This window comes from Mesorhizobium sp. P2_C7 (assembly GCF_056404515.1).
In genome coordinates, this window is record NZ_JBFUDW010000030.1 from 1 (window position 1) to 23,270 (window position 23,270).

Sequence of the window (23,270 nt, forward strand, 5' to 3'; positions counted from 1 at the left end):
CATAGTCGGCGTGCCCGGGGCAGTCGACGTGAGCGTAGTGGCGGTTGGCCGTCTCGTATTCGACATGCGCCGTCGAGATCGTGATGCCGCGCGCCTTCTCCTCAGGTGCCGCGTCGATCTGGTCATAGCGCTTGTATTCGCCAAAATACTTCGTGATCGCCGCCGTCAGCGACGTCTTGCCATGGTCAACGTGACCAATCGTGCCGATGTTCACATGAGGCTTGTTACGCTCGAATTTACCTTTTGCCACTGTGGTTCTCCGTCTTACTTTACCCGCTGGGGGAAATTGATATTCGCACTATCCGTACCGGAAACACGCAAGAACTGCGGCTCCGGTGGCACAGGCATTCTTACGCGTACTTTTTCTGGACTTCCTGGGCCACCGCCGTAGGGACCGGCTCATAGTGATCGAACTGCATCGTGTAGGCCGCGCGGCCCTGGCTCATCGAGCGCAGGTTGTCGACGTACTTGAACATGTTGGCGAGCGGCACCATCGCGTTGATGACCACTGCCACGCCACGTGCTTCCTGGCCCTGGATCTGGCCGCGACGGCCGTTCAGATCGCCGATGACGCTGCCGACGTAGTCTTCCGGCGTCACCACTTCGACCTTCATGATCGGCTCGAGCAACTGCACGCCAAGCTTGGGTGCGGCTTCACGGAAGCAGGCGCGGCCGGCGATTTCGAAGGCCAGGACGCTGGAGTCGACATCGTGGTAAGCGCCGTCGATCAGCGTCGCCTTGACGCCGATCATCGGGAAGCCCGCGAACGGACCCGAGGTCATGACGCTGTTGATGCCCTTTTCGACACCGGGGATGTATTCCTTCGGAACCGCACCGCCGACGATCTTGGTTTCGAACTCGAATTCGCTGCTGTCCGGATTCGGCTCGAAGACGATCTTCACGCGGGCGAACTGACCGGTACCGCCGGTCTGCTTCTTGTGCGTGTAGTCCTGCTCGTGCCTGCGGGTGATCGTCTCGCGATAGGCCACCTGCGGCGCACCGACATTGGCCTCGACCTTGAATTCGCGACGCATGCGGTCGACGATGATGTCGAGGTGAAGCTCACCCATGCCGGAAATGATGGTCTGGCCGCTTTCCTCGTCGGTCTTGACGCGGAAGGAAGGATCCTCGGCGGCCAGGCGGTGAAGGGCGAGGCCCATCTTTTCCTGGTCGTTCTTGGTCTTCGGCTCGATCGCGATCTGGATGACCGGATCGGGGAATTCCATGCGCTCGAGGATGACCGGATGCAGCGGGTCACTCAGCGTGTCGCCGGTGGTCGTGTCCTTGAGGCCAGCCAGAGCGACGATGTCGCCGGCAAAAGCCTCTTCGACGTCGGCGCGCGAGTTGGCATGCATCTGCAGCATGCGGCCGATGCGTTCCTTCTTGCCCTTCACGGTGTTGTCGACCGAGATGCCCTTGGTGAGCTTGCCCGAATAGATGCGGGCAAAGGTGAGCGAACCGACGAACGGATCGTTCATGATCTTGAAGGCGAGCATCGACAGCGGCTCGTTGTCGTCGGCGTGACGCTCGATCTCGGCGTCGGTCTTGGCATCGACGCCCTTGATGGCCGGAACATCGGCCGGCGACGGCAGATATTCGACGACGGCGTCGAGCAGCGGCTGCACACCCTTGTTCTTGAAGGCCGAGCCGCAGAACATCGGGTAGAACTTCACCGCGATGGTGCCCTTGCGGATCAGCGCGCGGATCTCGTCATTCGACGGCATCTTGCCTTCGAGGTAGTTCTCGAGTGCCGTCTCGTCCATTTCGACGGCGGCTTCGATCATCTTCTCGCGGTATTCCTCGGCACGAGCCTTGAGGTCGGCCGGGATCTCGACGACGTCCCAGGCAGCGCCCAGCGTCTCGTCGCGCCAGACAAGCGCGTTCATCTCGACAAGGTCGACAACGCCCTTGAACTCGGTCTCGGCACCGATCGGCAGCTGCATGACGACGGCATGCGCACCGAGGCGCGAACCGATCATCTCGACCGAGCGGTAGAAGTCGGCGCCGATCTTGTCCATCTTGTTGCAGAAGATCATGCGCGGAACGCGATACTTGTCGGCCTGGCGCCAGACGGTTTCCGTCTGCGGCTCGACACCGGCGTTGGCGTCGAGCAGCGCAATGGCGCCGTCGAGCACGCGCAGCGAACGCTCGACTTCGATGGTGAAGTCGACGTGTCCGGGGGTGTCGATGATGTTGAAGCGGTACATCTTGCCGCTGCGACCCTTCCAGAAGGTCGTGGTYGCGGCGGACGTGATGGTGATGCCGCGCTCCTGCTCCTGCTCCATCCAATCCATGGTGGCCGCGCCGTCGTGGACTTCGCCGATCTTGTGCGACTTGCCCGTGTAATAGAGGACGCGCTCGGTGGTCGTCGTCTTGCCGGCGTCAATATGCGCCATGATACCGAAATTGCGGTAGTCTTCGATTTTGTATTCGCGGGCCATCGTAGCTGCCTCTCAGTCTCGTACGCGCTTTACCAGCGGTAGTGCGCGAAAGCGCGGTTGGCTTCAGCCATCTTGTGGGTGTCTTCACGCTTCTTGACGGCGGTGCCGCGGTTGTTGGCCGCGTCCATCAGCTCGCCGGAGAGGCGGTCGACCATGGTGGTCTCGTTGCGGTTGCGGGCCGCGGCGATCAACCAACGAATGGCCAGAGCCTGGCGGCGCTCGGGGCGCACGTCGACCGGAACCTGGTAGGTGGCGCCGCCGACACGACGCGAACGCACTTCCACATGAGGCGCGACATTGTCGAGCGCCTGATGGAAGACGGTGACCGGCTCCTGCTTGGTCTTCGACTGAACCTGGTCGAGCGCGCCGTAGACGATGGTCTCGGCAACCGACTTCTTGCCGTCATACATGACGGCGTTCATGAACTTGGTGACGATCAGATCGCCGAACTTCGGGTCCGGATTGATCTCACGCTTTTCTGCACTGTGACGACGCGACATTTTTTCTCTGCCTCAATTATGCGTGGTGGCCTTGATCCCGGATGCTTGCCCGGGATGACCTTCGCTACGCTTCGGTCACTTCGGACGCTTGGCGCCGTACTTCGAACGGCGCTGCTTGCGGTTCTTCACACCCTGCGTGTCGAGCACGCCGCGGATGATGTGGTAGCGAACGCCCGGAAGATCCTTGACGCGGCCGCCGCGGATCATGACCACGGAGTGTTCCTGAAGGTTGTGACCTTCGCCGGGGATGTACCCGATCACTTCAAAACCATTGGTCAGGCGGATCTTGGCCACCTTGCGCAGCGCCGAGTTCGGCTTCTTCGGCGTCGTTGTATAGACGCGCGTGCAGACGCCCCGCTTCTGCGGGTTCTGCTGCATGGCCGGGACCTTGTTGCGCTTCACCGGCGCAATGCGCGGCTTGCGGATCAGCTGGTTGACGGTAGGCATTAAACCCTCTTGTCTCTCAATTCCGTGTCTCGCCCGGTCAGGGCCGCTCAAAGCGTCATTTCCATACGCAAATTCGGGCCACAAACCGCGCCTCGCGGTCTTTGCCCGAACAAATGGCAGAGGAAGCGGACCCGCTTCGTGCACGCCGGAAATGTCTTTTCGCTCGTAAAACGAACCCTGTTTGAGGCAAACTCCAAAGCGTGTCGCTTCGGAAGGGAGAGCCTCACATCGGTTCTGACTGGGCGGCTTCTACTCGTAAGACCGCGAACCGTCAAGCCCGGAGCGCCAAATATTGCGCGCCAACCAAGGCTCGGCAGCCATCCGAAAAACGCATGTAATTTTGTTTCGCAATTTTGCAAGGGCGAGGAAGAAAGTGACCGGCTTTGCGCTGTTGCACGGCCCTGCTTCATGCGAAAAGGCCGCATGAGCAGTGAAAATCCCCTCGCCCGCCCGCAATCTGCCAAGAGGAATCGGCCCGTGAACGACAATGAAGAGCGCCCGGTCACCATCATCACCGGCCGGGTGTGGAAGAAAAAGGGCGGCAAGCCGGAAGGCGTGCATGTGATGCTGGTCGCCCCCGACGACGATTCGGCGGTGCGCCGGGCGCTCGAATCGCTTGCGGCGGAAGGTTACGCCGAGGCCGAACTCGACCAGATCGGCGACATGGACGGCGCACCCGACGATGAGCCGCATCTTTCCGCCTTCCAGGGCGCGCTCGAAGGCGAAGTGTCGATCGTTACTTTCGACGTGCCGATCTGAATCGGGGTGCGCTGACGATGGCCGGACCAAAAGCGGTTGGACCTGCGTCCCGGACCTGGGTCGACCAGGCCGTTGCGGCGATCGAGGCCGATCAGCGCCGCTCGGCCGACACGCATCTGTGGAAGCTCGATCTACCGGCCCTGGCCGGCATCGATCTCTATCTCAAGGATGAATCCACCCATCCGACCGGCAGCCTGAAGCACCGGCTGGCGCGCTCGCTATTTCTGTATGCGCTGTGCAATGGCCTGATCCGCGAAGGCGCGCCGGTGATCGAAGCGTCGTCGGGTTCGACCGCGGTATCGGAAGCGTACTTTGCCCGTATGATCGGGGTGCCGTTCTATGCGGTAATGCCGCGCTCGACCTCGCGCGAAAAGATCACTGCCATCGAGCATTATGGCGGCAACTGCCATTTCATCGACGACGGCAGGCGCATCTATGCCGAGTCGGCCGAACTCGCGGCGAAACTGGGCGGCCATTTCATGGACCAGTTCACCCACGCCGAGCGCGCCACCGACTGGCGCGGCAACAACAACATCGCCGAATCGATCTTCGGGCAGATGCGCGAGGAGCCGCATCCGGTTCCGGCCTGGATCGTGATGAGCGCCGGCACCGGTGGCACCACCGCCACGATCGGCCGCTTCCTGCGTTACAAGCAGCATGCGACGCGGTTGTCGGTTGCCGACGTCGAGCGCTCGGCCTTCTTCGACGGTTTTGCTACGCATGATCGCAATTGCCGCTGCGAACAGCCGTCGCGGATCGAGGGGATCGGCCGGCCGCGCATGGAGCCGTCCTTCGTGCCTGGCGTCATCGATCATATGCTGCGGGTGCCGGACGCGGTGTCGCTGGCGGCGATGCGGGTGTTGTCGCGACGACTCGGCCGTCGTGTCGGCGGCTCGACCGGCACCAACTTCATCGCCATGTGCTTCCAGGCCGCGCGCATGATCGAGGAAGGAAGGGCGGGTTCGCTGGTGACGCTGATCTGCGATTCCGGCGATCGCTATGCCAACACCTATTATTCCGACGAATGGCTGGCTGCGAACAGCCTCGACCCCTCGCCTTTCGAGCCGGCGATCGAGGCCTTCCTGGCGGGTGGAAAACTGACCTTGCCGTTCGAGGAAAGCTGGGGCTGACTTTTCGGCGTCGGCTTGCCGGCTTCGGCTTGTCGGGGGCAAGTGTTCTGCTAGAGCGCTTGGCCGTTTCACGGAAACGGCGAACCACTCTAGCTCTCTGTTTTATCGCAATTCCGGACGGAAAACCGCTTCACACTTTTCCCGGAATTGCTCTAAGAAGCCACCACCCATCATTCAACAGACGGAGCGGCCGTGTCCCAGCCCATCAAGATTGGCATCGTCGGCGTCGGCAAGATCGTCCGCGACCAGCACCTGCCGGCCCTGGCGAAGGACCAGGACTATCGCCTCATCGCCGCCGCCAGCCGGCACGGCAAGGTCGACGGCATTCCGAATTTTCCTGATATCGAAGCCATGCTCGACGCGGTGCCGGAGCTCGAGGCGGTATCGCTCTGCATGCCGCCGCAGTTTCGCTACGACGCGGCGCGCACGGCACTGGAAGCCAAGAAACACGTCTTCCTGGAGAAGCCACCCGGCGCCACTGTCAGCGAGGTTGAGAACCTCAAGGCATTGGCGTTGAAGAACGGCGTCTCGCTGCTTGCCAGCTGGCATTCGCGTTATGCGCCGGCAGTCGAGGCCGCGCGTGCCTTCCTGAGTTCGGCCAAGATCAAGTCCGCCGCCATCAACTGGAAGGAGGACGTGCGTCGCTGGCATCCCAACCAGGAATGGATCTGGGCTCCCGGCGGCTTCGGCGTCTTCGATCCCGGCATCAATGCGCTGTCGATCGTGACCCACATCCTCCCGCCGATGTTCATCACCTCGGCCGTGCTCGATTTTCCCGAAAACCGCGCCGCCCCGGTCGCGGCACAGGTCACCTTCCGCACCTCGAATGGATTGCCGGTGGCGATGGAGCTCGACTGGCTCCAGACAGGCCCGCAAAGCTGGGACATCGTCGCCGAGACCGACAAGGGCGCTATGGTGCTCTCAGGCGGCGGATCGAAGCTCGCCATCGACGGCCACATCGTCCATGACGAACCGGAAGCGGAATACCCGATGCTGTACAAGCGGTTTGCCGAGATTGTCCGCGCCGGCAGCTCCGACGTTGATCTCGCGCCGCTCCAGCATGTCGCCGATGCCTTCATGCTCGGCAAGCGCAATGTGGTGGAAGCGTTTTTCGACTGACCGTCAATCCACGATAGCGATTGCAAAGCCGTCATAGCCCTTGGCGCCGACAGTCTGGATGGCGGTGCCGTCCAATCGCTTATCGTTCCCGATGAAGGAAAACGCCGCCCGTGCGCCTTCGACGTTGGCGTCATGGCCATCGTCATCGAGTACCGCGCCGTCACGAATGACATTGTCGCAGACGATGACGGTCCCTGGACGTGACAGGCGCATGGCCCAGGACAGATAGTGCGGGTTGTTCGGCTTGTCGGCATCGATGAAGATGAGGTCGAACGGCCCGGCATCCTCGATACTCAACGCGGCAAGTGATTCCAAGGCCGGTCCGACACGCAGTTCTACCCGTTCCGACACGCCTGCCCGTTCGAAGTTCGAGCGCGCGACCCTGGCGTGGTGCGGATCAAGTTCAAGCGTCACGATCTTGCCGTTGGCGGGCAGGCCCCGTGCCAGCCAGATGGTCGAATAACCGCCCAGCGTGCCGATTTCGAGCACCGTCCTGGCTCCCTGCATTCGCGCCAAAAGCGAGAGCAGCTTGCCTTGCGCCGGCGACACGTCGATCGCCGGCAGGCCTTGGTCGTGGTTGGTTGCCAGAACTGCATCGAGCGCCGGATCCGCCTCGAACAGAGCGTCGATGATGTAGTCGTCGACAGAAGCCCAAGTCTTTTTGCTCATCGTTTTGTTCTCCGATCCAATTCAAAGCACAAAAGTCTCGCACAAACAAAAAAGCCGCCGGGTTGCCCCGACGGCCCTGTTGCCTGAGATTCCTTGAGCGGTTCACCGAAACAATGAACCGCTCAATTCTTTTGTCTGGCCGCCGCGCTTACTGCGCGGCGGTTGTCATGTCGGCCAGCATCGGCTCGGCGACTTCCACACCGGAGGCCTTGCGGCGCTCGTCGATGATCAGTTCGTCGCGCGAGGTGGCGATGCGCCGGATCTGGCTCATCGTGCCGCCGGTACCGGCCGGGATAAGCCGGCCGACGATGACGTTTTCCTTCAGCCCCTGCAGCATGTCGGTCTTGCCGGCAACCGCGGCTTCCGTCAGCACCCTGGTCGTCTCCTGGAAGGAGGCGGCCGAGATGAAGGACGGCGTCTGCAGCGATGCCTTGGTGATGCCGAGCAGCACCGGCTGGCCTTCGGCCGGCTTCTTGCCGTCCTCGATCAGACGCTCGTTGACCTCTTCCAGCTCGATCACGTCGACGTGGTCGCCCGGAATGTAGGTCGAGTCGCCCTGCGTGGTGATCTCGACCTTCTGCAGCATCTGGCGAACGATCACCTCGATGTGCTTGTCGTTGATCGACACGCCCTGCAGACGGTAGACTTCCTGGATCTCGTTGACGAGGTAGGAAGCAAGTGCCTCCACGCCCTTGATCGCCAGAATGTCGTGCGGCGCAGGATTGCCGTCGAGGATGTAGTCGCCCTTCTCGATGACGTCGCCGTCCTGGAGATGGAACGGCTTGCCCTTCGGGATCAGGTATTCGACCGGCTCAAGCGTCGAGTCATGCGGCTCGATGATGATGCGACGCTTGTTCTTGTAGTCGCGGCCGAAGCGGATCGTGCCATCGATCTCGGCGATGATGGCGTGATCCTTCGGACGGCGTGCCTCGAACAGTTCGGCAACACGCGGCAGACCGCCGGTGATGTCCTTGGTCTTGGCGCTTTCCATCGGGATACGCGCCAGCACGTCGCCGGGGCGAACCTGGGCACCCGGCTCGACCGAAAGAATGGCCTCGACCGAGAGCAGGAAGCGGGCGTCGCCGCCCTTCGACAGCTTGCCGACTTTGCCCTTGGCGTCCTGGATGGCGATCGCCGGCTTGAGGTCGTTGCCGCGTGGCGTCGAGCGCCAGTCGATGACCTCACGCTTGGTGATGCCGGTCGACTCGTCGGCCGTTTCCTGAACGGAAATGCCGTCGACCAGATCCTCGTACGACACCCTGCCCTCGATTTCGGTGAGGACCGGGCGGGTATAGGGATCCCACTCGGCGATACGCTGGCCGCGCTTCACCTTGTCGCCATCGTCCACGAAGATACGCGAACCATAGGTGAGACGGTGCGTGGCGCGCTCCTTGCCGGTTTCGTCGAGGATCAGCACCGCCATGTTGCGGCCCATGACCATCTGCTGGCCGTCCGAGTTGCGCACCACATTGCGGTTGCGGATCTCGACCTTGCCCTCGTAGGAGGCTTCAAGGAACGAGGAGTCCACCACCTGCGCCGTACCGCCCATGTGGAAAGTACGCATGGTGAGCTGGGTGCCCGGCTCGCCGATCGACTGCGCCGCGATGACGCCGACGGCTTCGCCCTGGTTGACCGGGGTGCCGCGGGCGAGATCGCGTCCGTAGCAGACCGCGCACACGCCAACCCTGACCTCGCAGGTCAGAGCCGAGCGGATGCGGACCGACTGGACGCCGGCCTTTTCGATCTTTTCCACGTCGCGCTCGTCCATCAGCGTTCCGGCCTTGACCAGAACCTCGCCCGACACCGGATGGTTGATGTCGTCGAGCGACGTACGGCCCAGCACACGCTGTCCAACGGAAGCGACGACCTGGCCGGCATCGACGATCGGCTGCATGGTGAGGCCCTTGTCGGTGCCGCAGTCGACGGAGTTGACGATGCAGTCCTGCGCCACGTCGACCAGACGACGGGTGAGGTAACCCGAGTTCGCCGTCTTCAAGGCGGTGTCGGCCAGACCCTTGCGGGCGCCGTGGGTCGAGTTGAAGTACTCGAGCACGGTCAGGCCTTCCTTGAAGTTCGAGATGATCGGCGTCTCGATGATTTCACCAGACGGCTTGGCCATCAGGCCGCGCATGCCGGCGAGCTGACGCATCTGGGTGGGCGAGCCACGCGCACCGGAGTGCGACATCATGTAGATCGAGTTCATCGGCTTCTGACGGCCATTGTCCTCGAACTCGACCGCCTTGATGCGGGCCATCATTTCGTCGGCGACCTTTTCCGAGCACTTGGCCCAGGCGTCGACGACCTTGTTGTACTTCTCGCCCTGCGTGATCAGACCGTCATTGTACTGCTGCTCGTATTCCTTGGCCAAAGCCTCGGTGTCGGAGACCAGCTTGATCTTGGCATCGGGGATCAGCATGTCGTCCTTGCCGAAGGAAATGCCGGCACGGCAGGCATGGCTGAAGCCGAGCGCCATGATGCGATCGCAGAAAATGACCGTCTCCTTCTGACCGCAGTGGCGGTAGACGGTGTCGATCATCTTGGAGATGTTCTTCTTGGTCATCTCCTGGTTGGCGGTCTCGTAAGGCACATTGACGTTCTTCGGCAGAAGCTCGCCGATGATCATGCGGCCAGGGGTGGTGTCGTAGATCTTCGACACGACCTTGCCATCGGCATCGACCGAGCGGAAACGACCGCGGATCTTGGAATGCAGCGTCACCGCCTTGGTCTCGAGCGCATGCTGAAGTTCGCCCATGTCGGCAAACACCATGCCCTCGCCCGGCTCGTTCTGGTTGACGATCGAGAGATAGTAGAGACCCAGAACCATGTCCTGCGACGGCACGATGATCGGCGCGCCGGAAGCCGGGTGCAGGATGTTGTTGGTCGACATCATCAGCACGCGGGCTTCAAGCTGCGCTTCCAGCGACAGCGGCACGTGAACGGCCATCTGGTCGCCGTCGAAGTCGGCGTTGAAGGCCGTACAGACCAGCGGGTGCAGCTGGATCGCCTTGCCTTCGATCAGGATCGGCTCGAACGCCTGGATGCCGAGACGGTGCAGCGTCGGCGCGCGGTTCAGGAGCACCGGATGCTCGCGGATGACCTCGTCGAGAATATCCCAGACTTCCGGACGCTCCTTTTCGACCAGCTTCTTGGCCTGCTTGACGGTCGAGGAGTAACCCTTGGCGTCGAGACGGGCGTAGATGAAGGGCTTGAACAGTTCGAGCGCCATCTTCTTCGGCAGGCCGCACTGGTGCAGCTTGAGCTCCGGACCGGTCACGATGACCGAGCGGCCGGAATAGTCGACGCGCTTGCCGAGCAGGTTCTGACGGAACCGCCCCTGCTTGCCCTTGAGCATGTCGGACAGCGACTTCAGCGGGCGCTTGTTGGCGCCGGTGATGACGCGGCCGCGACGGCCGTTGTCGAACAGCGCATCGACGGCTTCCTGCAGCATGCGCTTTTCATTGCGCACGATGATGCCGGGGGCGCGCAGCTCGATCAGCCGCTTCAGACGGTTGTTGCGGTTGATGACGCGGCGATAGAGATCGTTGAGATCCGAGGTGGCGAAACGGCCGCCGTCCAGCGGGACGAGCGGACGCAGGTCCGGCGGAATCACCGGAACCACTTTCATGATCATCCATTCCGGACGGTTGCCGGATTCCATGAAGTTCTCGACGACCTTGAGCCGCTTCAGATACTTCTTCTGCTTCAGCTCGGAGGTGGTCGAAGCCAGTTCCGTACGCAGGTCGCCGGCGATCTTCTCCAGGTCCATGCCGGCCAGAAGGTCATGGATGGCCTCGGCGCCGATCATGGCGGTGAAGCTGTCCTCGCCATACTCGTCGACGGCGATCATGTACTCTTCCTCGCTGAGCAGCTGGTGCTCCTTCAGCGCGGTGAGGCCAGGCTCGGTGACGATGTAGTTCTCGAAGTAGAGGACGCGCTCGATGTCCTTCAGGGTCATGTCGAGCAGCGTGCCGATGCGCGACGGCAGCGACTTCAGGAACCAGATGTGGGCGACGGGCGCTGCGAGCTCGATATGGCCCATGCGCTCGCGGCGGACGCGCGACAGCGTGACTTCGACGCCGCACTTCTCGCAGATGACGCCCTTGTACTTCATGCGCTTGTACTTGCCGCACAGGCACTCATAGTCCTTGATCGGGCCAAAAATGCGCGCGCAGAACAGACCGTCACGCTCCGGCTTGAAGGTGCGGTAGTTGATGGTCTCCGGCTTCTTGATCTCGCCGAACGACCAGGACAGAATCTTCTCAGGGCTGGCGAGCGATATCCGGATGGAATCGAACACCTGTGCCGGCGCCTGGGGATTGAAGAGATTCATGACCTCTTGGTTCATGCCGTTCTCCTTTTCGGGGTCCTCGAAAACCCCTTGCATCTAGTCGCGAGCCAAACGCCCGCCGTCTTTGTCGGCCACTGGCCGTCGAATACTTCTTGGTTGAGCATGATCCTGTCCGAAAACCGGTAGCCACTTTTCGTGATCATGCTCATGGCGCGCCGCGGCTTTCCGCGGCGCGCCGTTGCCTTACTCGGCCGCGTCGGGCAGCCGGACCGGGTTGTCGTCGAGCTTGGTGTTCTCCAGCTCGACATTGAGGCCGAGAGACCGCATTTCTTTGACGAGAACGTTGAAGCTCTCGGGAATGCCGGCCTCGAAGGTGTCGTCGCCACGGACGATCGCCTCGTAGACCTTGGTACGGCCGGCGACGTCGTCCGACTTCACCGTCAGCATTTCCTGCAGCGTGTAGGCGGCGCCGTATGCTTCCAGCGCCCAGACCTCCATTTCGCCGAAGCGCTGGCCACCGAACTGCGCCTTGCCGCCCAGCGGCTGCTGGGTGACGAGCGAGTACGGACCGATCGAACGCGCGTGGATCTTGTCGTCCACGAGATGGTGAAGCTTGAGCATGTAGATATAGCCCATCGTCACCTTGCGATCGAACGGCTCGCCGGTGCGTCCGTCATAGAGCTGCGACTGACCGCTGGTGTGCAGGCCCGCCTGCTCCAGCATGATGTTGATGTCAGCCTCGTGCGCGCCGTCGAACACCGGGGTCGCGATCGAGACGCCGCGGCGCATCTGCTCGCTGAGGCGAACGATGCTCTCGTCGTCATATTCGCGGACCGGCTCGTTGCGGTCGTTGGCCGGCATGAAGCTCTCGAGCGTCTTGCGCAGCGGCTTGATGTCGCCGGCTGCCTTGTACGTGTCGATCAGCTCGCCGATCTTCTTGCCCATGCCCGCGCAAGCCCAGCCCAGATGCGTTTCCAGGATCTGGCCGACATTCATGCGGCTCGGCACACCCAGCGGGTTGAGCACGATATCGGCATGCGTGCCGTCCTCGAGGAAAGGCATGTCCTCGACCGGAACGATCCGCGACACGACACCCTTGTTGCCGTGACGGCCGGCCATCTTGTCGCCGGGCTGCATCTTGCGCTTCACGGCCACGAAGACCTTGACCATCTTCATGACGCCCGGAGGCATTTCGTCGCCGCGCTGGACCTTCTCGACCTTGTCCATGAAGCGCTGTTCAAGCGCCTTCTTGGAGTCGTCGTACTGGCCACGCAGGGCTTCCAGTTCGCTCTGGAGCTTTTCGTTCTCCACCGCAAACTGCCACCACTGCGAACGCGGATACTCGTCGAGCGTGTCCTTGGACAGCGTCGAGCCCTTCTTGAAGCCCTTCGGTCCAGCGATCGCTTCCTTGCCGACGAGCACGTCGGAAAGACGCGCGTAGACGTTACGATCCAGAATGGCCTGCTCGTCGTCGCGGTCCTTGGCGAGGCGTTCGATCTCCTCGCGCTCGATCGCCATGGCGCGCTCGTCCTTCTCCACACCGTGGCGATTGAAGACGCGCACCTCGACGACGGTGCCGAAGGTGCCCGGAGGCATGCGCATCGAGGTGTCGCGCACGTCCGATGCCTTTTCGCCGAAGATGGCGCGCAGAAGCTTCTCTTCCGGCGTCATCGGGCTTTCGCCCTTCGGCGTGATCTTGCCGACCAGGATATCGCCCGGCTGAACCTCGGCACCGATATAGACAATGCCGGCTTCGTCGAGGTTCTTCAGCGCTTCTTCCGAAACGTTCGGGATATCGCGCGTGATTTCCTCCGGACCGAGCTTGGTGTCGCGCGCCATGACCTCGAACTCCTCGATGTGGATCGAGGTGAAGACGTCGTCGGCGACGATGCGCTCGGACAGGAGGATCGAGTCCTCGTAGTTGTAGCCGTTCCACGGCATGAACGCGACCAGCACGTTGCGGCCGAGCGCCAGATCACCGAGCTCGGTCGACGGACCGTCGGCGATGATGTCGCCCTTGTTGACCCGGTCGCCCATGCGGACCAGCGGACGCTGGTTGATGCAGGTGTTCTGGTTCGAACGCTGGAACTTCATCAGCCGGTAGATGTCGACGCCGGACTTGCCCGGATCGAGATCTTCGGTGGCGCGGATAACGATACGCGTCGCGTCCACCTGGTCGACGATGCCGCCGCGGCGGGCGCCGATGGCGGCGCCCGAGTCACGGGCGACGATCGGCTCCATGCCGGTGCCGACGAACGGCGCCTCGGCGCGCACCAGCGGCACGGCCTGACGCTGCATGTTCGAGCCCATCAGAGCGCGGTTGGCGTCGTCGTTCTCGAGGAACGGGATCAGGGCCGCGGCCACCGAAACCATCTGCTTGGGCGACACGTCCATCAGGTCGACGTTTTCGCGCGGCGCCATCATCACTTCGCCGGCGCTGCGGCAAATGACGAACTCGTCGACGAAGCCGCCACTCTTGTCGAGCTCGGCGTTGGCCTGCGCGACGTGGTGCTTGGCTTCTTCCATCGCCGAGAGATAGACGACGTCATTGGTCAGCTTGCCGTCGACGATCTTGCGGTACGGGCTCTCGATGAAGCCGTACTTGTTGACGCGTGCGAAGGTGGCCAGCGAGTTGATCAGACCGATATTCGGGCCTTCCGGCGTCTCGATCGGGCAGATGCGGCCGTAATGCGTCGGGTGCACGTCGCGCACCTCGAAGCCGGCGCGCTCGCGGGTCAGACCGCCCGGTCCAAGCGCCGAGAGGCGGCGCTTGTGGGTGATCTCCGACAGCGGGTTGGTCTGGTCCATGAACTGCGACAGCTGCGAGGAACCGAAGAACTCACGCACGGCGGCAGCCGCCGGCTTGGCGTTGATCAGGTCCTGCGGCATCACCGTGTCGATCTCGATCGAGGACATACGCTCCTTGATCGCGCGCTCCATGCGCAGCAGGCCGACGCGGTACTGGTTTTCCATCAGCTCGCCGACCGACCGAACGCGGCGGTTGCCGAGATTGTCGATGTCGTCGATCTCGCCCTTGCCGTCACGCAGTTCGACCAGCGTCTTGACCACGGCCAGGATGTCGTCCTTGCGCAGCACGCGCACGGTGTCCTCGGCCTTGAGCTCGAGGCGCATGTTCATCTTGACGCGGCCAACGGCCGACAGATCGTAGCGCTCGCTGTCGAAGAACAGCGAGTTGAACATGGCTTCGGCGGTCTCGAGCGTCGGCGGCTCGCCGGGGCGCATGACACGATAGATGTCGAACAGCGCGTCCTGGCGGCTCTCGTTCTTGTCGACGTTGAGCGTGTTGCGGATATAGGCACCGACATTGACGTGGTCGATGTCGAGAACCTTGATCTCGTTTTCACCGGTGCCAAGCAGCACCTTCAGCGTCTTTTCGTCGATCTCGTCGCCGGCTTCGAGGAATATCTCGCCGGTTGCGTAGTTGACGATGTCCTCGGCCAGGTAGTTGCCGAGCAGATCCTCGTCGGTCGACTTGATCGCCTTGAGACCCTTTTCGCCAAGCGCCCGGGCCTGGCGGGCAGTGATCTTCTTGCCGGCTTCGACAACAACTTCGCCCGTATCGGCGTCGACCAGGTCGCCGACGGCCTTGAGGCCGCGGAAACGCTCGACGTTGAACGGAATGCGCCAGTGGTCGCCGGCGCGCTTGTAGGTGATCTTGTTGTAGAAGGTCGACAGGATCTCTTCGCCGTCCATGCCGAGCGCCATCAGCAGCGACGTCACCGGAATCTTGCGGCGACGGTCGATGCGGGCGTGCACGACGTCCTTGGAATCGAACTCGATGTCGAGCCACGAGCCGCGATAGGGGATGACGCGCGCGGCAAACAGAAGCTTGCCCGACGAGTGCGACTTGCCCTTGTCATGGTCGAAGAAGACGCCCGGCGAGCGGTGCATCTGCGAGACGATGACGCGCTCGGTGCCGTTGACGATGAAGGTGCCGTTCAAGGTCATGAGCGGCATGTCGCCCATGTAGACATCCTGCTCCTTGATGTCCTTGATCGACTTGGCGCCGGTATCCTCGTCGATATCGAACACGATGAGGCGCAGCGTCACCTTCAGCGGCGCGGCATAGGTGAGGTCGCGCTGACGGCATTCGTCAACGTCGAATTTCGGTCCTTCGAACTCGTACTTCACGAACTCCAGCATCGAGGAGCCGGAAAAGTCCTGAATCGGGAAGACCGACTTGAAGACGGCCTGCAGTCCCTCGTCCGGACGCCCACCCTTGGGCTCCGCCACCATCAGGAACTGGTCATAGGATGCCTTCTGAACCTCGATCAGGTTCGGCATCTCCGCAACTTCCGGGATCTTTCCGAAGAACTTGCGTACGCGTCTGCGGCCATTGAAAGTCTGGGTCTGGGCCATCGTCGCTCCTTAGCTCTAAACTCGGGACGAACCTCGCCGCGGCTCGCCTTGCATTCTGGGCCACCTGGGCGGCGACCCTTTGTCTGTTTTTCCCGGCACCTGTCGGCGGCCGGCTAAAACGGGAGAAAACCCGTTTCCTGAAGGCCGGTTTGCGGCCCTCAGGAAAGAGGTTCTCGTACGTCTCGCGCTACGCGTGCTCCCTCCGGCCGAAGGGAGTGGCGGACGGCGCGAGGCCGTCCGCCGCTTTTACGCTTACTTCAGGTCGACCTTGGCGCCGGCTGCTTCCAGCTGGGCCTTGAACTTGTCAGCGTCAGCCTTGGAAACGCCTTCCTTGACCGGCTTCGGAGCCGCTTCGACCAGATCCTTGGCTTCCTTGAGGCCAAGACCGGTGATGGCGCGGACTTCCTTGATGACGTTGATCTTCTGAGCGCCTGCCTCGGTGAGGACGACGTCGAATTCCGTCTTTTCCTCGGCCGGAGCAGCAGCAGCCGCACCACCGCCAGCGGCGGCAACAGCCACCGGAGCAGCGGCGGAGACGCCCCACTTTTCTTCCAGAAGCTTCGACAGCTCGGCCGCCTCGAGGACGGTCAGCTTCGAAAGGTCGTCTACGATCTTTGCGAGATCAGCCATTGTTGTATTCCTTCATCAGGTTCGAACGTGTGTTTGTGATAGCGAGGAACGGCCTCATGCCGCCTCGTCCTTCCGGGCGTAAGCGCCGATGACGCGCGCGACCGAAGCCGCTGGCGCATTGACGATCTGGGCGATCCGGGTTGCCGGCGTGGCGATCATGCCAACCAGCCTGGCGCGCAGCTCATCGAGCGACGGAAGTGTGGCGAGTGCCTTCACACCGTCGGCATTGAGCAAGGTGGTGCCCATTGCGCCGCCGAGAATGACGAGCTTGTCATTTCCCTTGGCGAAATCGGACGCGACCTTCGGCGCCGCAATCGGATCCTCCGAATAAGCAATCAGCGTCTGTCCCTTGAACAGGTCGATGATCGATGCGGAGTCCGTGCCCTGAAGAGCGATTTTGGCGAGACGGTTCTTCGCGACTTTGACGGTGCCACCGGCAGCGCGCATTTTCGACCGAAGGTCGTTCATTTGCGCGACGGTGATACCGGCGTAGTGGGCCACGACCACTGAACCTGCGTTCGAGAACGCACCGTTCAGGCCCGTGACGAGTTCGCGTTTTTCCGCTCTGTCCACTGCCTATCTCCAGTTGACCCCCATCCTGTTAACGGGAACATTCCCATTCACGAGGACAGGCGTCGGGTTGCCTTTTGTCGGCCGGGCCATCCAGTAACGGATCTCCCGAACGACGCTCGAGGATCCTGCCCCCTTTCGCCACATCGACGGCCAGGCCGACGATGCGCAGACAAAAGGCAAACACGGTTCGAACCTTTCATTGGAGCAGTCGCTCCGTTGTCCGGTCTTCACCCGTCTCATGCAGGCCCGCATGAATTAAGGCTTTTGGGCCGCCTGCAATCTCGGACAGGATGTCCGGAAGCCTTTCGACTTCCGGCACCGGGCCGCCAACCTGGGTTGGAGGCCCGGAATTCTTTTGCGGATCAGCCCTTTAACGGCCGATCCCAGATAAACTTATCAGGACGCCGCGAGCGTCGAGACGTCGAGCTTGAGGCCCGGGCCCATCGTCGAGGTGACCGACACCTTCTTGACGTAGTTGCCCTTGGCGCCCGTCGGCTTTGCCTTGGTCACCGCGTCAGCGAAGGCGCGGATGTTCTCTTCCAGGGCCTTGACCTCGAACGAGACCTTGCCGACACCGGCATGAACGATGCCGGCCTTCTCGACCCGGAACTCGACGGCGCCGCCCTTCGATGCCTTGACGGCGGCGGCAACGTCGGTGGTGACGGTGCCAACCTTCGGGTTCGGCATCATGCCGCGCGGGCCGAGCACCTTGCCGAGACGGCCGACCAGCGGCATCATGTCCGGCGTGGCGATGCAGCGATCGAAGTCGATCGTGCCCTTCTGGACGATGTCGACCAGATCCTCGGCACCGACGATGTCGGCGCCAGCGGCGCGCGCTTCGTCAGCCTTGTCGCCACGGGCGAACACGGCAACGCGAACCGAGCGGCCGGTGCCGTTCGGCAGGTTGACCACGCCGCGGACCATCTGGTCGGCATGGCGGGGATCGACGCCGAGGTTCATGGCGACTTCGACAGTCTCGTCGAACTTGACCGAGGAACGGTCCTTGAGCAGCTTCAGCGCTTCACCCAGGGCGTAAGCCTTGTTGGGATCGATGCCTTCGCGGGTCTTCGATACACGCTTTGCAATCTTTGCCATGATCTTAGCCCACCACTTCCAGACCCATCGAGCGGGCGGAGCCCTCGACCATGCGCATGGCCGCTTCGACGTCGTTTGCGTTCAGATCCTTCATTTTCTGCTCGGCAATGGCGCGAACCTTGTCGCGGCCGATCGTGCCGGCCTTGATCTTGCCCGGCTCCTTCGAACCCGACGTCAGGTTTGCCGCCTTCTTCAGGAAGTAGCTCACCGGCGGCGTCTTCATGACGAAGGTGAAGGACTTGTCCTGGTAGTAGGTGATGACGACCGGAATCGGCGATCCCTTTTCCATTTCCTGGGTCTGCGCGTTGAACGCCTTACAGAACTCCATAATGTTGATGCCACGCTGACCAAGCGCCGGGCCGATCGGGGGAGACGGCGTGGCCGATCCCGCTTTGACCTGGAGCTTGAGCTGGCCTGCAATTTTCTTAGCCATCTCTTTTCCTGCCTTTGTCTATGCCGGCCCCATCATCAGGGAAAAACCGGCGGTTGCAGTCTGGTGGTGCGATCCATGCGGCCGGCTAAGCCGCATTCGTCTCCCACCGTTCTCAAAGCCGCGCGATTTCCGCGCCGCCCTTCCCTGCCGCGCTTGGCGGCGGGATTTCGGATCAGCCCTTTTCGACCTGTCCGAATTCCAGATCGACAGGCACGGCGCGCCCGAAGATCGAAACTTCCACCTTGAGCCGCGCCCGCTCCTCGTCCACTTCCTGGACGAAACCGTTGAACGACGCGAAGGGACCATCCGAAACGCGGATCGCCTCGCCGATCTCGAACGTGACCGAAGGCTTCGGCCGCTCGACGCCTTCCTGCACCTGGTTCAGGATGCGCTGCGCTTCCGCCTCGGTGATCGGCACCGGCTTGGAGTCGCCCAGGAAGCCGGTGACCTTCGGCGTGTTCTTGACCAGCGAGAACACCGCGTCGGTCAGATTGGCCTTCAGGAGCACATAGCCCGGGAAGAACTTGCGCTCGGCATCGACCTTGCGGCCACGACGAACCTCGACGACCTTCTCGGTCGGCACCACGATCTGCTCGATATCGGCGGACAGGCCCTTCTGCTTGGCCTTGTTCTCGATATCCTCGGCGACCTTTTTTTCAAAGTTCGAATAGGCGTGGACGATGTACCACCGCGCAGTCATTTCAAGACTTCTCCGTAATCGCCGGACTTAGCGTCCGATGCCAAGAATCTGCTCGACCGCGAGGCCCATGAGCTGATCGGCGGTGAAGAAAAAGATCATCGCGATCACAGCGAAAGCGAGGACCATCACCGTCGAGATCATCGTTTCGCGTCGCGACGGCCAAGTCACCTTGGCGGTCTCCCCGCGAACCTGCTGGAGAAAGACGAAAGGATTTGTGGTTTTCGAAGCCATATGCCGCTCTGTCTTCAAGACCCGTTGGCCGGGTCCCCTGGATGATCCCGCTGGCCGGGACGTGCCGCCTGGGCTTGTTTTCGCGCCGAATCAGCGCAATCATTTCGCCCATGCAAATCAGACGCGTAAAGCCGGCTTCCCAGCTCCACGCGTCGCGTGTCTGTTTCGTCTACATAAAACCGATTCTTGATCCACGCAAGTGGCAAGTGTCCGCTTTATGACCAAACGCCGCCTCGGAACCATCCAGTCGTTCCGTCCCGGCTATAGCGCCCTTATGCCCCAATCGACCTAATATGGCAAGCGGGTCGCCGATTTTCAAAGGGCAGCCGCGAAATATCGTTTTGAGGGCCATTTCGAGAAATGGCGAAATATCGCGTTGAGTGCCATTTCGAGAAATGGCACGGGCAGCAGGGCTCGAACCTACGACCTGCGGTTTTGGAGACCGCCGCTCTACCAACTGAGCTATGCCCGTATCGTGCGCATGTCGGCGCAGCAGGCGCTTCCTAAAAGCTTCCGCTCGCTCTGTAAAGAGTGGTTTGCAAGCAAACGCGCCTTAACCCCTGCGCCAGAATTCGGGATAGCTGACGACCAGCCCGTCGCGGTCGATCTCCAGCTCCCGCTTGAAGTCGCTGGCGCGCGATTCATAGAGATATCGCCTGCCCTCTTCGAGGCATGTGTAGCGCTGCGGATTGGCGACAACGGTGAGGGCCGGGAAATCGATGAAGGCGGTGGTGATCTCGGCACTTTGTCCCGTCGAAAGCCGCAATCGCCGGATCGGCAGCGTGTTGGTGAACGGCGTGACGGTGAGATCAGGGTCGAGGACGCCGTCGAGCTCGGGCATCGGCAGGCCATCCCTGGTCCAGCGACCATCGCCGTCGGCGGCAAGGACAAGTGTTTGGCCGCTGCCGATCACGTCGACCATGACACTCCTGGCATGCCAGTTCGCGTTGCAGGCGATGCGGTAGCGCACCGCAAAAGGCGTTTCACCAGAGCAGATGACGACAGAGTCGGCCGAGACTTCCCCTGCCCGCTCCTGCAGCAGCAAGTGTTCGAGGCCGGGGCCATCCCGCTCGTGCCAGCGCACGATATTCGTATCTTCCAGCATCAGCCCGACACCTCCCGTGGCGACTGGAGGCTACTTTGTTTCCGGCGGCCTGTACGGCCCACCCGGCACGCCCCAGCCCCAGGCCGGCATCGGCTCCGTCTCGGGATCGCAGGTTTCGCCGAGATTGGAGTTCATCTTGGCCAGCCGCGAGCCCCATTCGACGTAGCCCATGAAGGCCGAGCGGAATTCAGGATCGTCGGGCAGGCCGACCGCGTCGGCGGCATCGGCCAGAAGATTGATCCAGCGGCGGCGCTGCTCCTCGGTCAGATGCTTGCCCAGGTGGTGCATGACCATCTCGCGGTGACCGCCAAATTTTTCGCTGTAGGTTTTCGGTCCGCCGAAAACCTCGCCGATGAACGCCGCAACGTGGGCCGGATGGTCCAGCGACATGGTCCTGAACACCGGCCCGACGACCGGGTCGCGAAGCACCTTGTCGTAGAAGGTTTCCGTCAGCCGGTTCAGCGCCTCGGTGCCGCCAGCCCATTCGTACAATGTCGGGACGTCCTGGCTCATTTGTTTCCTCCACTGGCCCCTTAAGCAGCGCCAGAGATGGCAATGCCGGGGTGACGATAGCGGAACTATCGGGGATGGCTCAACCTGCCTCGACGGCCAGTCCGCCGACCGTGCCGCCGAAACTATGACTTGGTGGGCGCGTTGGCCTGGAGTTTGGGCGCCGATACCAGGCGGCAATTGCCCGGCTTCGGGGCCGATTTGCAAATGGAAGCGCCGGTCAGTTCATCCGCCGATTGAGGCCCTGTCGTCAGCCCGACTTTGAGCATCTTTCTGGGGTCGAGCTGCCGTTGGCTCGAATGGAGCTTTATCGCGGCGAACAGGTCAGGCCCAACCGCCATCTCTTCGAGGTATTTCTTGACCTGCTGGTCCAGTTCCAGCGACCGCAAGCGCAACCGCGCATGGGGGCCGACCAGGCGTCTGACACCGCCCGCAAGCATGATCGGACAGGCTGCATCGCATTCGCCCAACGCATCATTGGTGAGCCCGACATAGACGCCGTCCTGAGCCGTGCAGCCCGGCTTTTCCGGCTCGCATTCCATGAACTCCGTGCGTGCGACCGCCACGTCGAGCCTGCGTTCGCGGATCAACCTTCCGGCGGCAAGAGCACCGGAAAGGTCGCCTCCCGGCGAGTTGATCACGACGGGCAGCCGCCGATCCCCCAGGGTGCCAAGCAGTTCGCGCAGCTTCTGTGGCGTCTCGGCGGTAATCCTTCCTTCCGCTGCGATCCACTCCGGACAATCGGGATCGCAGAGGAAACTCTTGCCGCGCACCAGAACGAAGCGCATGTCGGGGACATTGTCCCGCTGGACGGTTTCTGGTTCGGTCGGGGCGGCAGCGGCGGGCTCGACTTTTCCCACCTCGGCAGCGGCCGGCCGCGTGGCCTTGTCTGCCGGAGACGGCACTTCCCGGCAATTCTCGGGCAATGGAGTGGCGCGGCAGATGGTTCCAGCGGTCAGCACGTCGACGGAATCCAGGCTGGTGACCATCTTCATCCGAAGCATGTTTTGCACTTCCAGTTGGTGGATTGCGCTGGCCGGGGTGTCCTTCATCGTTTCGAGCACGCCCGGTCCGACGCCCATCCCGTCGAGATAGGCCGCCAGCCTTTTCTCCACCGCCTTGCTCATTTCGTAGGTCTTGTAGCTGCCGGCACTCTTCCGACTGACGATCCTTGTGCTGAGTACCTTCTTCTTGCCGCCTACGATGCGATAGGTGGTGCGGTATTGCAGTTTCGTGCGGATATAGGTCGTGGTGATCTGATGGACGCCGAGATAGGCCGATTCACCGACCAACCGCCTGATACCGCCGGCAAACATCAGCGGACAGGCGGAATTGCACATGGCGCCGCTGGCGTAGGCATCGCCGAAATAACGGGCGCCCCTGCCATCGTTTTCCGCGCAGTCCTTCGCATCAGGCAGACAGCCGTCGAACCGGGTCTTGCCGACGGCGATATCGAGCTTGTTCTTGCGGATCAGCCGGCCAAGCGTGAGCGCCGCCTCGACGTTGCCGCCGGGAGAATCGACGACGATCGGCAGACTTCGGCCGCCAAGCGTTTTGAGCATGCGTTTGAACAGAACCGGCGTCCGGGCTTCTATCGAGCCTTCGGCGGATATCCATTCCGGGCAGATCGGCTCGCAGCCAGTTGCGTTGCTGCGGACGACGACGAAGCGCATCGTCGGACCGAGATCCGGCGCCGTATCCGTTGCAAAGGCGGCATGCCCCGCGACAAGCGAGGCCAGCAGGCAGACCAGCCGCAGCGACCACAAAGCCCGACGATGTAAAAGGCGCCCTGGAACCATTTGGAAAAGCCCCGCCATGCAAGCTATCCTAGACGAGGTCCAAAGGCTTGCAACAGGGTTCGACCGACAACGCCGGACGACCGCCGGGCAAAAGGAAAAGGGCGGCCCCAAGGACCGCCCTTTATGTCTCGAACCTGACCCGGCGTGTGCCGGGGTCGGTTATTCCTTGATGGTGACGACGATGCCGGCACCGACGGTGCGGCCGCCTTCACGGATAGCGAAGCGCAGCTTCTCTTCCATGGCGATCGGCACGATCAGCTCGACATCGACCGTGATGTTGTCGCCCGGCATCACCATCTCGGTGCCTTCCGGCAGCGACACGATGCCGGTCACGTCCGTGGTGCGGAAATAGAACTGCGGACGGTAGTTGGTGAAGAACGGCGTGTGACGGCCACCTTCGTCCTTGGTCAGGATGTAGGCTTCGGCCACGAACTTCTTGTGCGGCTTCACCGTGCCCGGCT

The 23,270-nt window shown here is 62.1% G+C and carries 20 protein-coding genes and 1 tRNA gene; 3 read left to right on the forward strand and 18 right to left on the reverse strand.

Translation table 11 applies throughout. From position 1 onward, the window contains the following. The 4 genes from AC1D2G_RS33850 to rpsL form a co-directional block, all read right to left on the reverse strand. Positions 1 to 250: GTP-binding protein (locus AC1D2G_RS33850; protein WP_477228463.1), on the reverse strand; the 250-nt coding region annotated here is incomplete at its 3' end. A gap of 100 nt (positions 251 to 350) precedes the next feature. Further along, positions 351 to 2,441, reverse strand: a complete 2,091-nt coding sequence (gene fusA / locus AC1D2G_RS33855; protein WP_095089675.1) for an elongation factor G — start codon at positions 2,439 to 2,441, stop codon at positions 351 to 353. A gap of 29 nt (positions 2,442 to 2,470) precedes the next feature. Beyond that, positions 2,471 to 2,941 carry a 30S ribosomal protein S7 gene (gene rpsG, locus AC1D2G_RS33860; protein ID WP_008875664.1) on the reverse strand — a complete coding sequence of 157 codons (471 nt, stop codon included), beginning with the start codon at positions 2,939 to 2,941 and terminating at the stop codon, positions 2,471 to 2,473. Between the two features lie 75 nt (positions 2,942 to 3,016). Continuing rightward, entirely contained in the window at positions 3,017 to 3,388 is a 372-nt protein-coding gene (rpsL, locus tag AC1D2G_RS33865) for a 30S ribosomal protein S12 (RefSeq protein ID WP_006333356.1), read from the reverse strand. Positions 3,389 to 3,865: 477 nt separating this feature from the next. On the opposite strand from rpsL, the gene AC1D2G_RS33870 reads away from it, so the two are divergent. From AC1D2G_RS33870 to AC1D2G_RS33880, 3 genes are all read left to right on the forward strand, one after another. Further along, positions 3,866 to 4,147: a transcriptional regulator gene (locus AC1D2G_RS33870; RefSeq protein WP_095089673.1), complete on the forward strand. Its 282-nt coding sequence runs from the start codon at positions 3,866 to 3,868 to the stop codon at positions 4,145 to 4,147. Positions 4,148 to 4,164: 17 nt separating this feature from the next. Beyond that, positions 4,165 to 5,277, forward strand: a complete 1,113-nt coding sequence (locus tag AC1D2G_RS33875) for a PLP-dependent cysteine synthase family protein (protein WP_477419529.1) — start codon at positions 4,165 to 4,167, stop codon at positions 5,275 to 5,277. 192 nt (positions 5,278 to 5,469) lie between these two features. Further along, a complete protein-coding gene (locus AC1D2G_RS33880; protein WP_477419531.1) occupies positions 5,470 to 6,396 on the forward strand; it encodes a Gfo/Idh/MocA family protein in 927 nt (308 codons plus the stop codon). A gap of 3 nt (positions 6,397 to 6,399) precedes the next feature. On the opposite strand, the gene AC1D2G_RS33885 is transcribed toward AC1D2G_RS33880, so the two are convergent. From AC1D2G_RS33885 to AC1D2G_RS33950, 14 genes are all read right to left on the reverse strand, one after another. Further along, positions 6,400 to 7,065 (reverse strand): O-methyltransferase, encoded by a 666-nt coding sequence (locus AC1D2G_RS33885; RefSeq protein ID WP_477419533.1) that lies wholly within the window; start codon positions 7,063 to 7,065, stop codon positions 6,400 to 6,402. Between the two features lie 148 nt (positions 7,066 to 7,213). Continuing rightward, complete coding sequence (rpoC, locus tag AC1D2G_RS33890) at positions 7,214 to 11,410, reverse strand: DNA-directed RNA polymerase subunit beta' (protein WP_095089695.1); 4,197 nt, start codon at positions 11,408 to 11,410, stop codon at positions 7,214 to 7,216. Positions 11,411 to 11,596: 186 nt separating this feature from the next. Further along, entirely contained in the window at positions 11,597 to 15,733 is a 4,137-nt protein-coding gene (rpoB, locus tag AC1D2G_RS33895) for a DNA-directed RNA polymerase subunit beta (RefSeq protein WP_184879345.1), read from the reverse strand. 252 nt (positions 15,734 to 15,985) lie between these two features. After that, entirely contained in the window at positions 15,986 to 16,363 is a 378-nt protein-coding gene (rplL, locus tag AC1D2G_RS33900; protein WP_095089666.1) for a 50S ribosomal protein L7/L12, read from the reverse strand. A 54-nt stretch (positions 16,364 to 16,417) separates the two neighbouring features. Then, the gene (gene rplJ, locus AC1D2G_RS33905; protein WP_477419535.1) at positions 16,418 to 16,936 is read right to left on the reverse strand and encodes a 50S ribosomal protein L10; all 519 of its coding nucleotides are present in this window, start codon (positions 16,934 to 16,936) and stop codon (positions 16,418 to 16,420) included. A gap of 396 nt (positions 16,937 to 17,332) precedes the next feature. Beyond that, a complete protein-coding gene (gene rplA, locus AC1D2G_RS33910) occupies positions 17,333 to 18,031 on the reverse strand; it encodes a 50S ribosomal protein L1 (protein WP_095089662.1) in 699 nt (232 codons plus the stop codon). 4 nt (positions 18,032 to 18,035) lie between these two features. Continuing rightward, a complete protein-coding gene (rplK, locus tag AC1D2G_RS33915; RefSeq protein ID WP_006333334.1) occupies positions 18,036 to 18,464 on the reverse strand; it encodes a 50S ribosomal protein L11 in 429 nt (142 codons plus the stop codon). Positions 18,465 to 18,636: 172 nt separating this feature from the next. Beyond that, on the reverse strand, positions 18,637 to 19,164 hold the full coding sequence (gene nusG, locus AC1D2G_RS33920) for a transcription termination/antitermination protein NusG (protein WP_013895710.1): 528 nt from the start codon (positions 19,162 to 19,164) through the stop codon (positions 18,637 to 18,639). Positions 19,165 to 19,191: 27 nt separating this feature from the next. Then, positions 19,192 to 19,395: a preprotein translocase subunit SecE gene (gene secE / locus AC1D2G_RS33925; RefSeq protein WP_477419537.1), complete on the reverse strand. Its 204-nt coding sequence runs from the start codon at positions 19,393 to 19,395 to the stop codon at positions 19,192 to 19,194. 396 nt (positions 19,396 to 19,791) lie between these two features. Beyond that, a tRNA-Trp gene (locus AC1D2G_RS33930) sits at positions 19,792 to 19,867 on the reverse strand. An 81-nt stretch (positions 19,868 to 19,948) separates the two neighbouring features. Then, positions 19,949 to 20,500, reverse strand: a complete 552-nt coding sequence (locus tag AC1D2G_RS33935) for a putative glycolipid-binding domain-containing protein (protein WP_477419539.1) — start codon at positions 20,498 to 20,500, stop codon at positions 19,949 to 19,951. Positions 20,501 to 20,530: 30 nt separating this feature from the next. Continuing rightward, positions 20,531 to 21,013, reverse strand: a complete 483-nt coding sequence (locus tag AC1D2G_RS33940; RefSeq protein WP_477419540.1) for a group II truncated hemoglobin — start codon at positions 21,011 to 21,013, stop codon at positions 20,531 to 20,533. Positions 21,014 to 21,135: 122 nt separating this feature from the next. Further along, positions 21,136 to 22,809 carry a COG3904 family protein gene (locus AC1D2G_RS33945; protein ID WP_477419544.1) on the reverse strand — a complete coding sequence of 558 codons (1,674 nt, stop codon included), beginning with the start codon at positions 22,807 to 22,809 and terminating at the stop codon, positions 21,136 to 21,138. A 159-nt stretch (positions 22,810 to 22,968) separates the two neighbouring features. After that, positions 22,969 to 23,270 (reverse strand): EF-Tu C-terminal domain-related protein (locus tag AC1D2G_RS33950; RefSeq protein WP_477419542.1); only part of this gene is annotated, 302 nt, incomplete at its 5' end.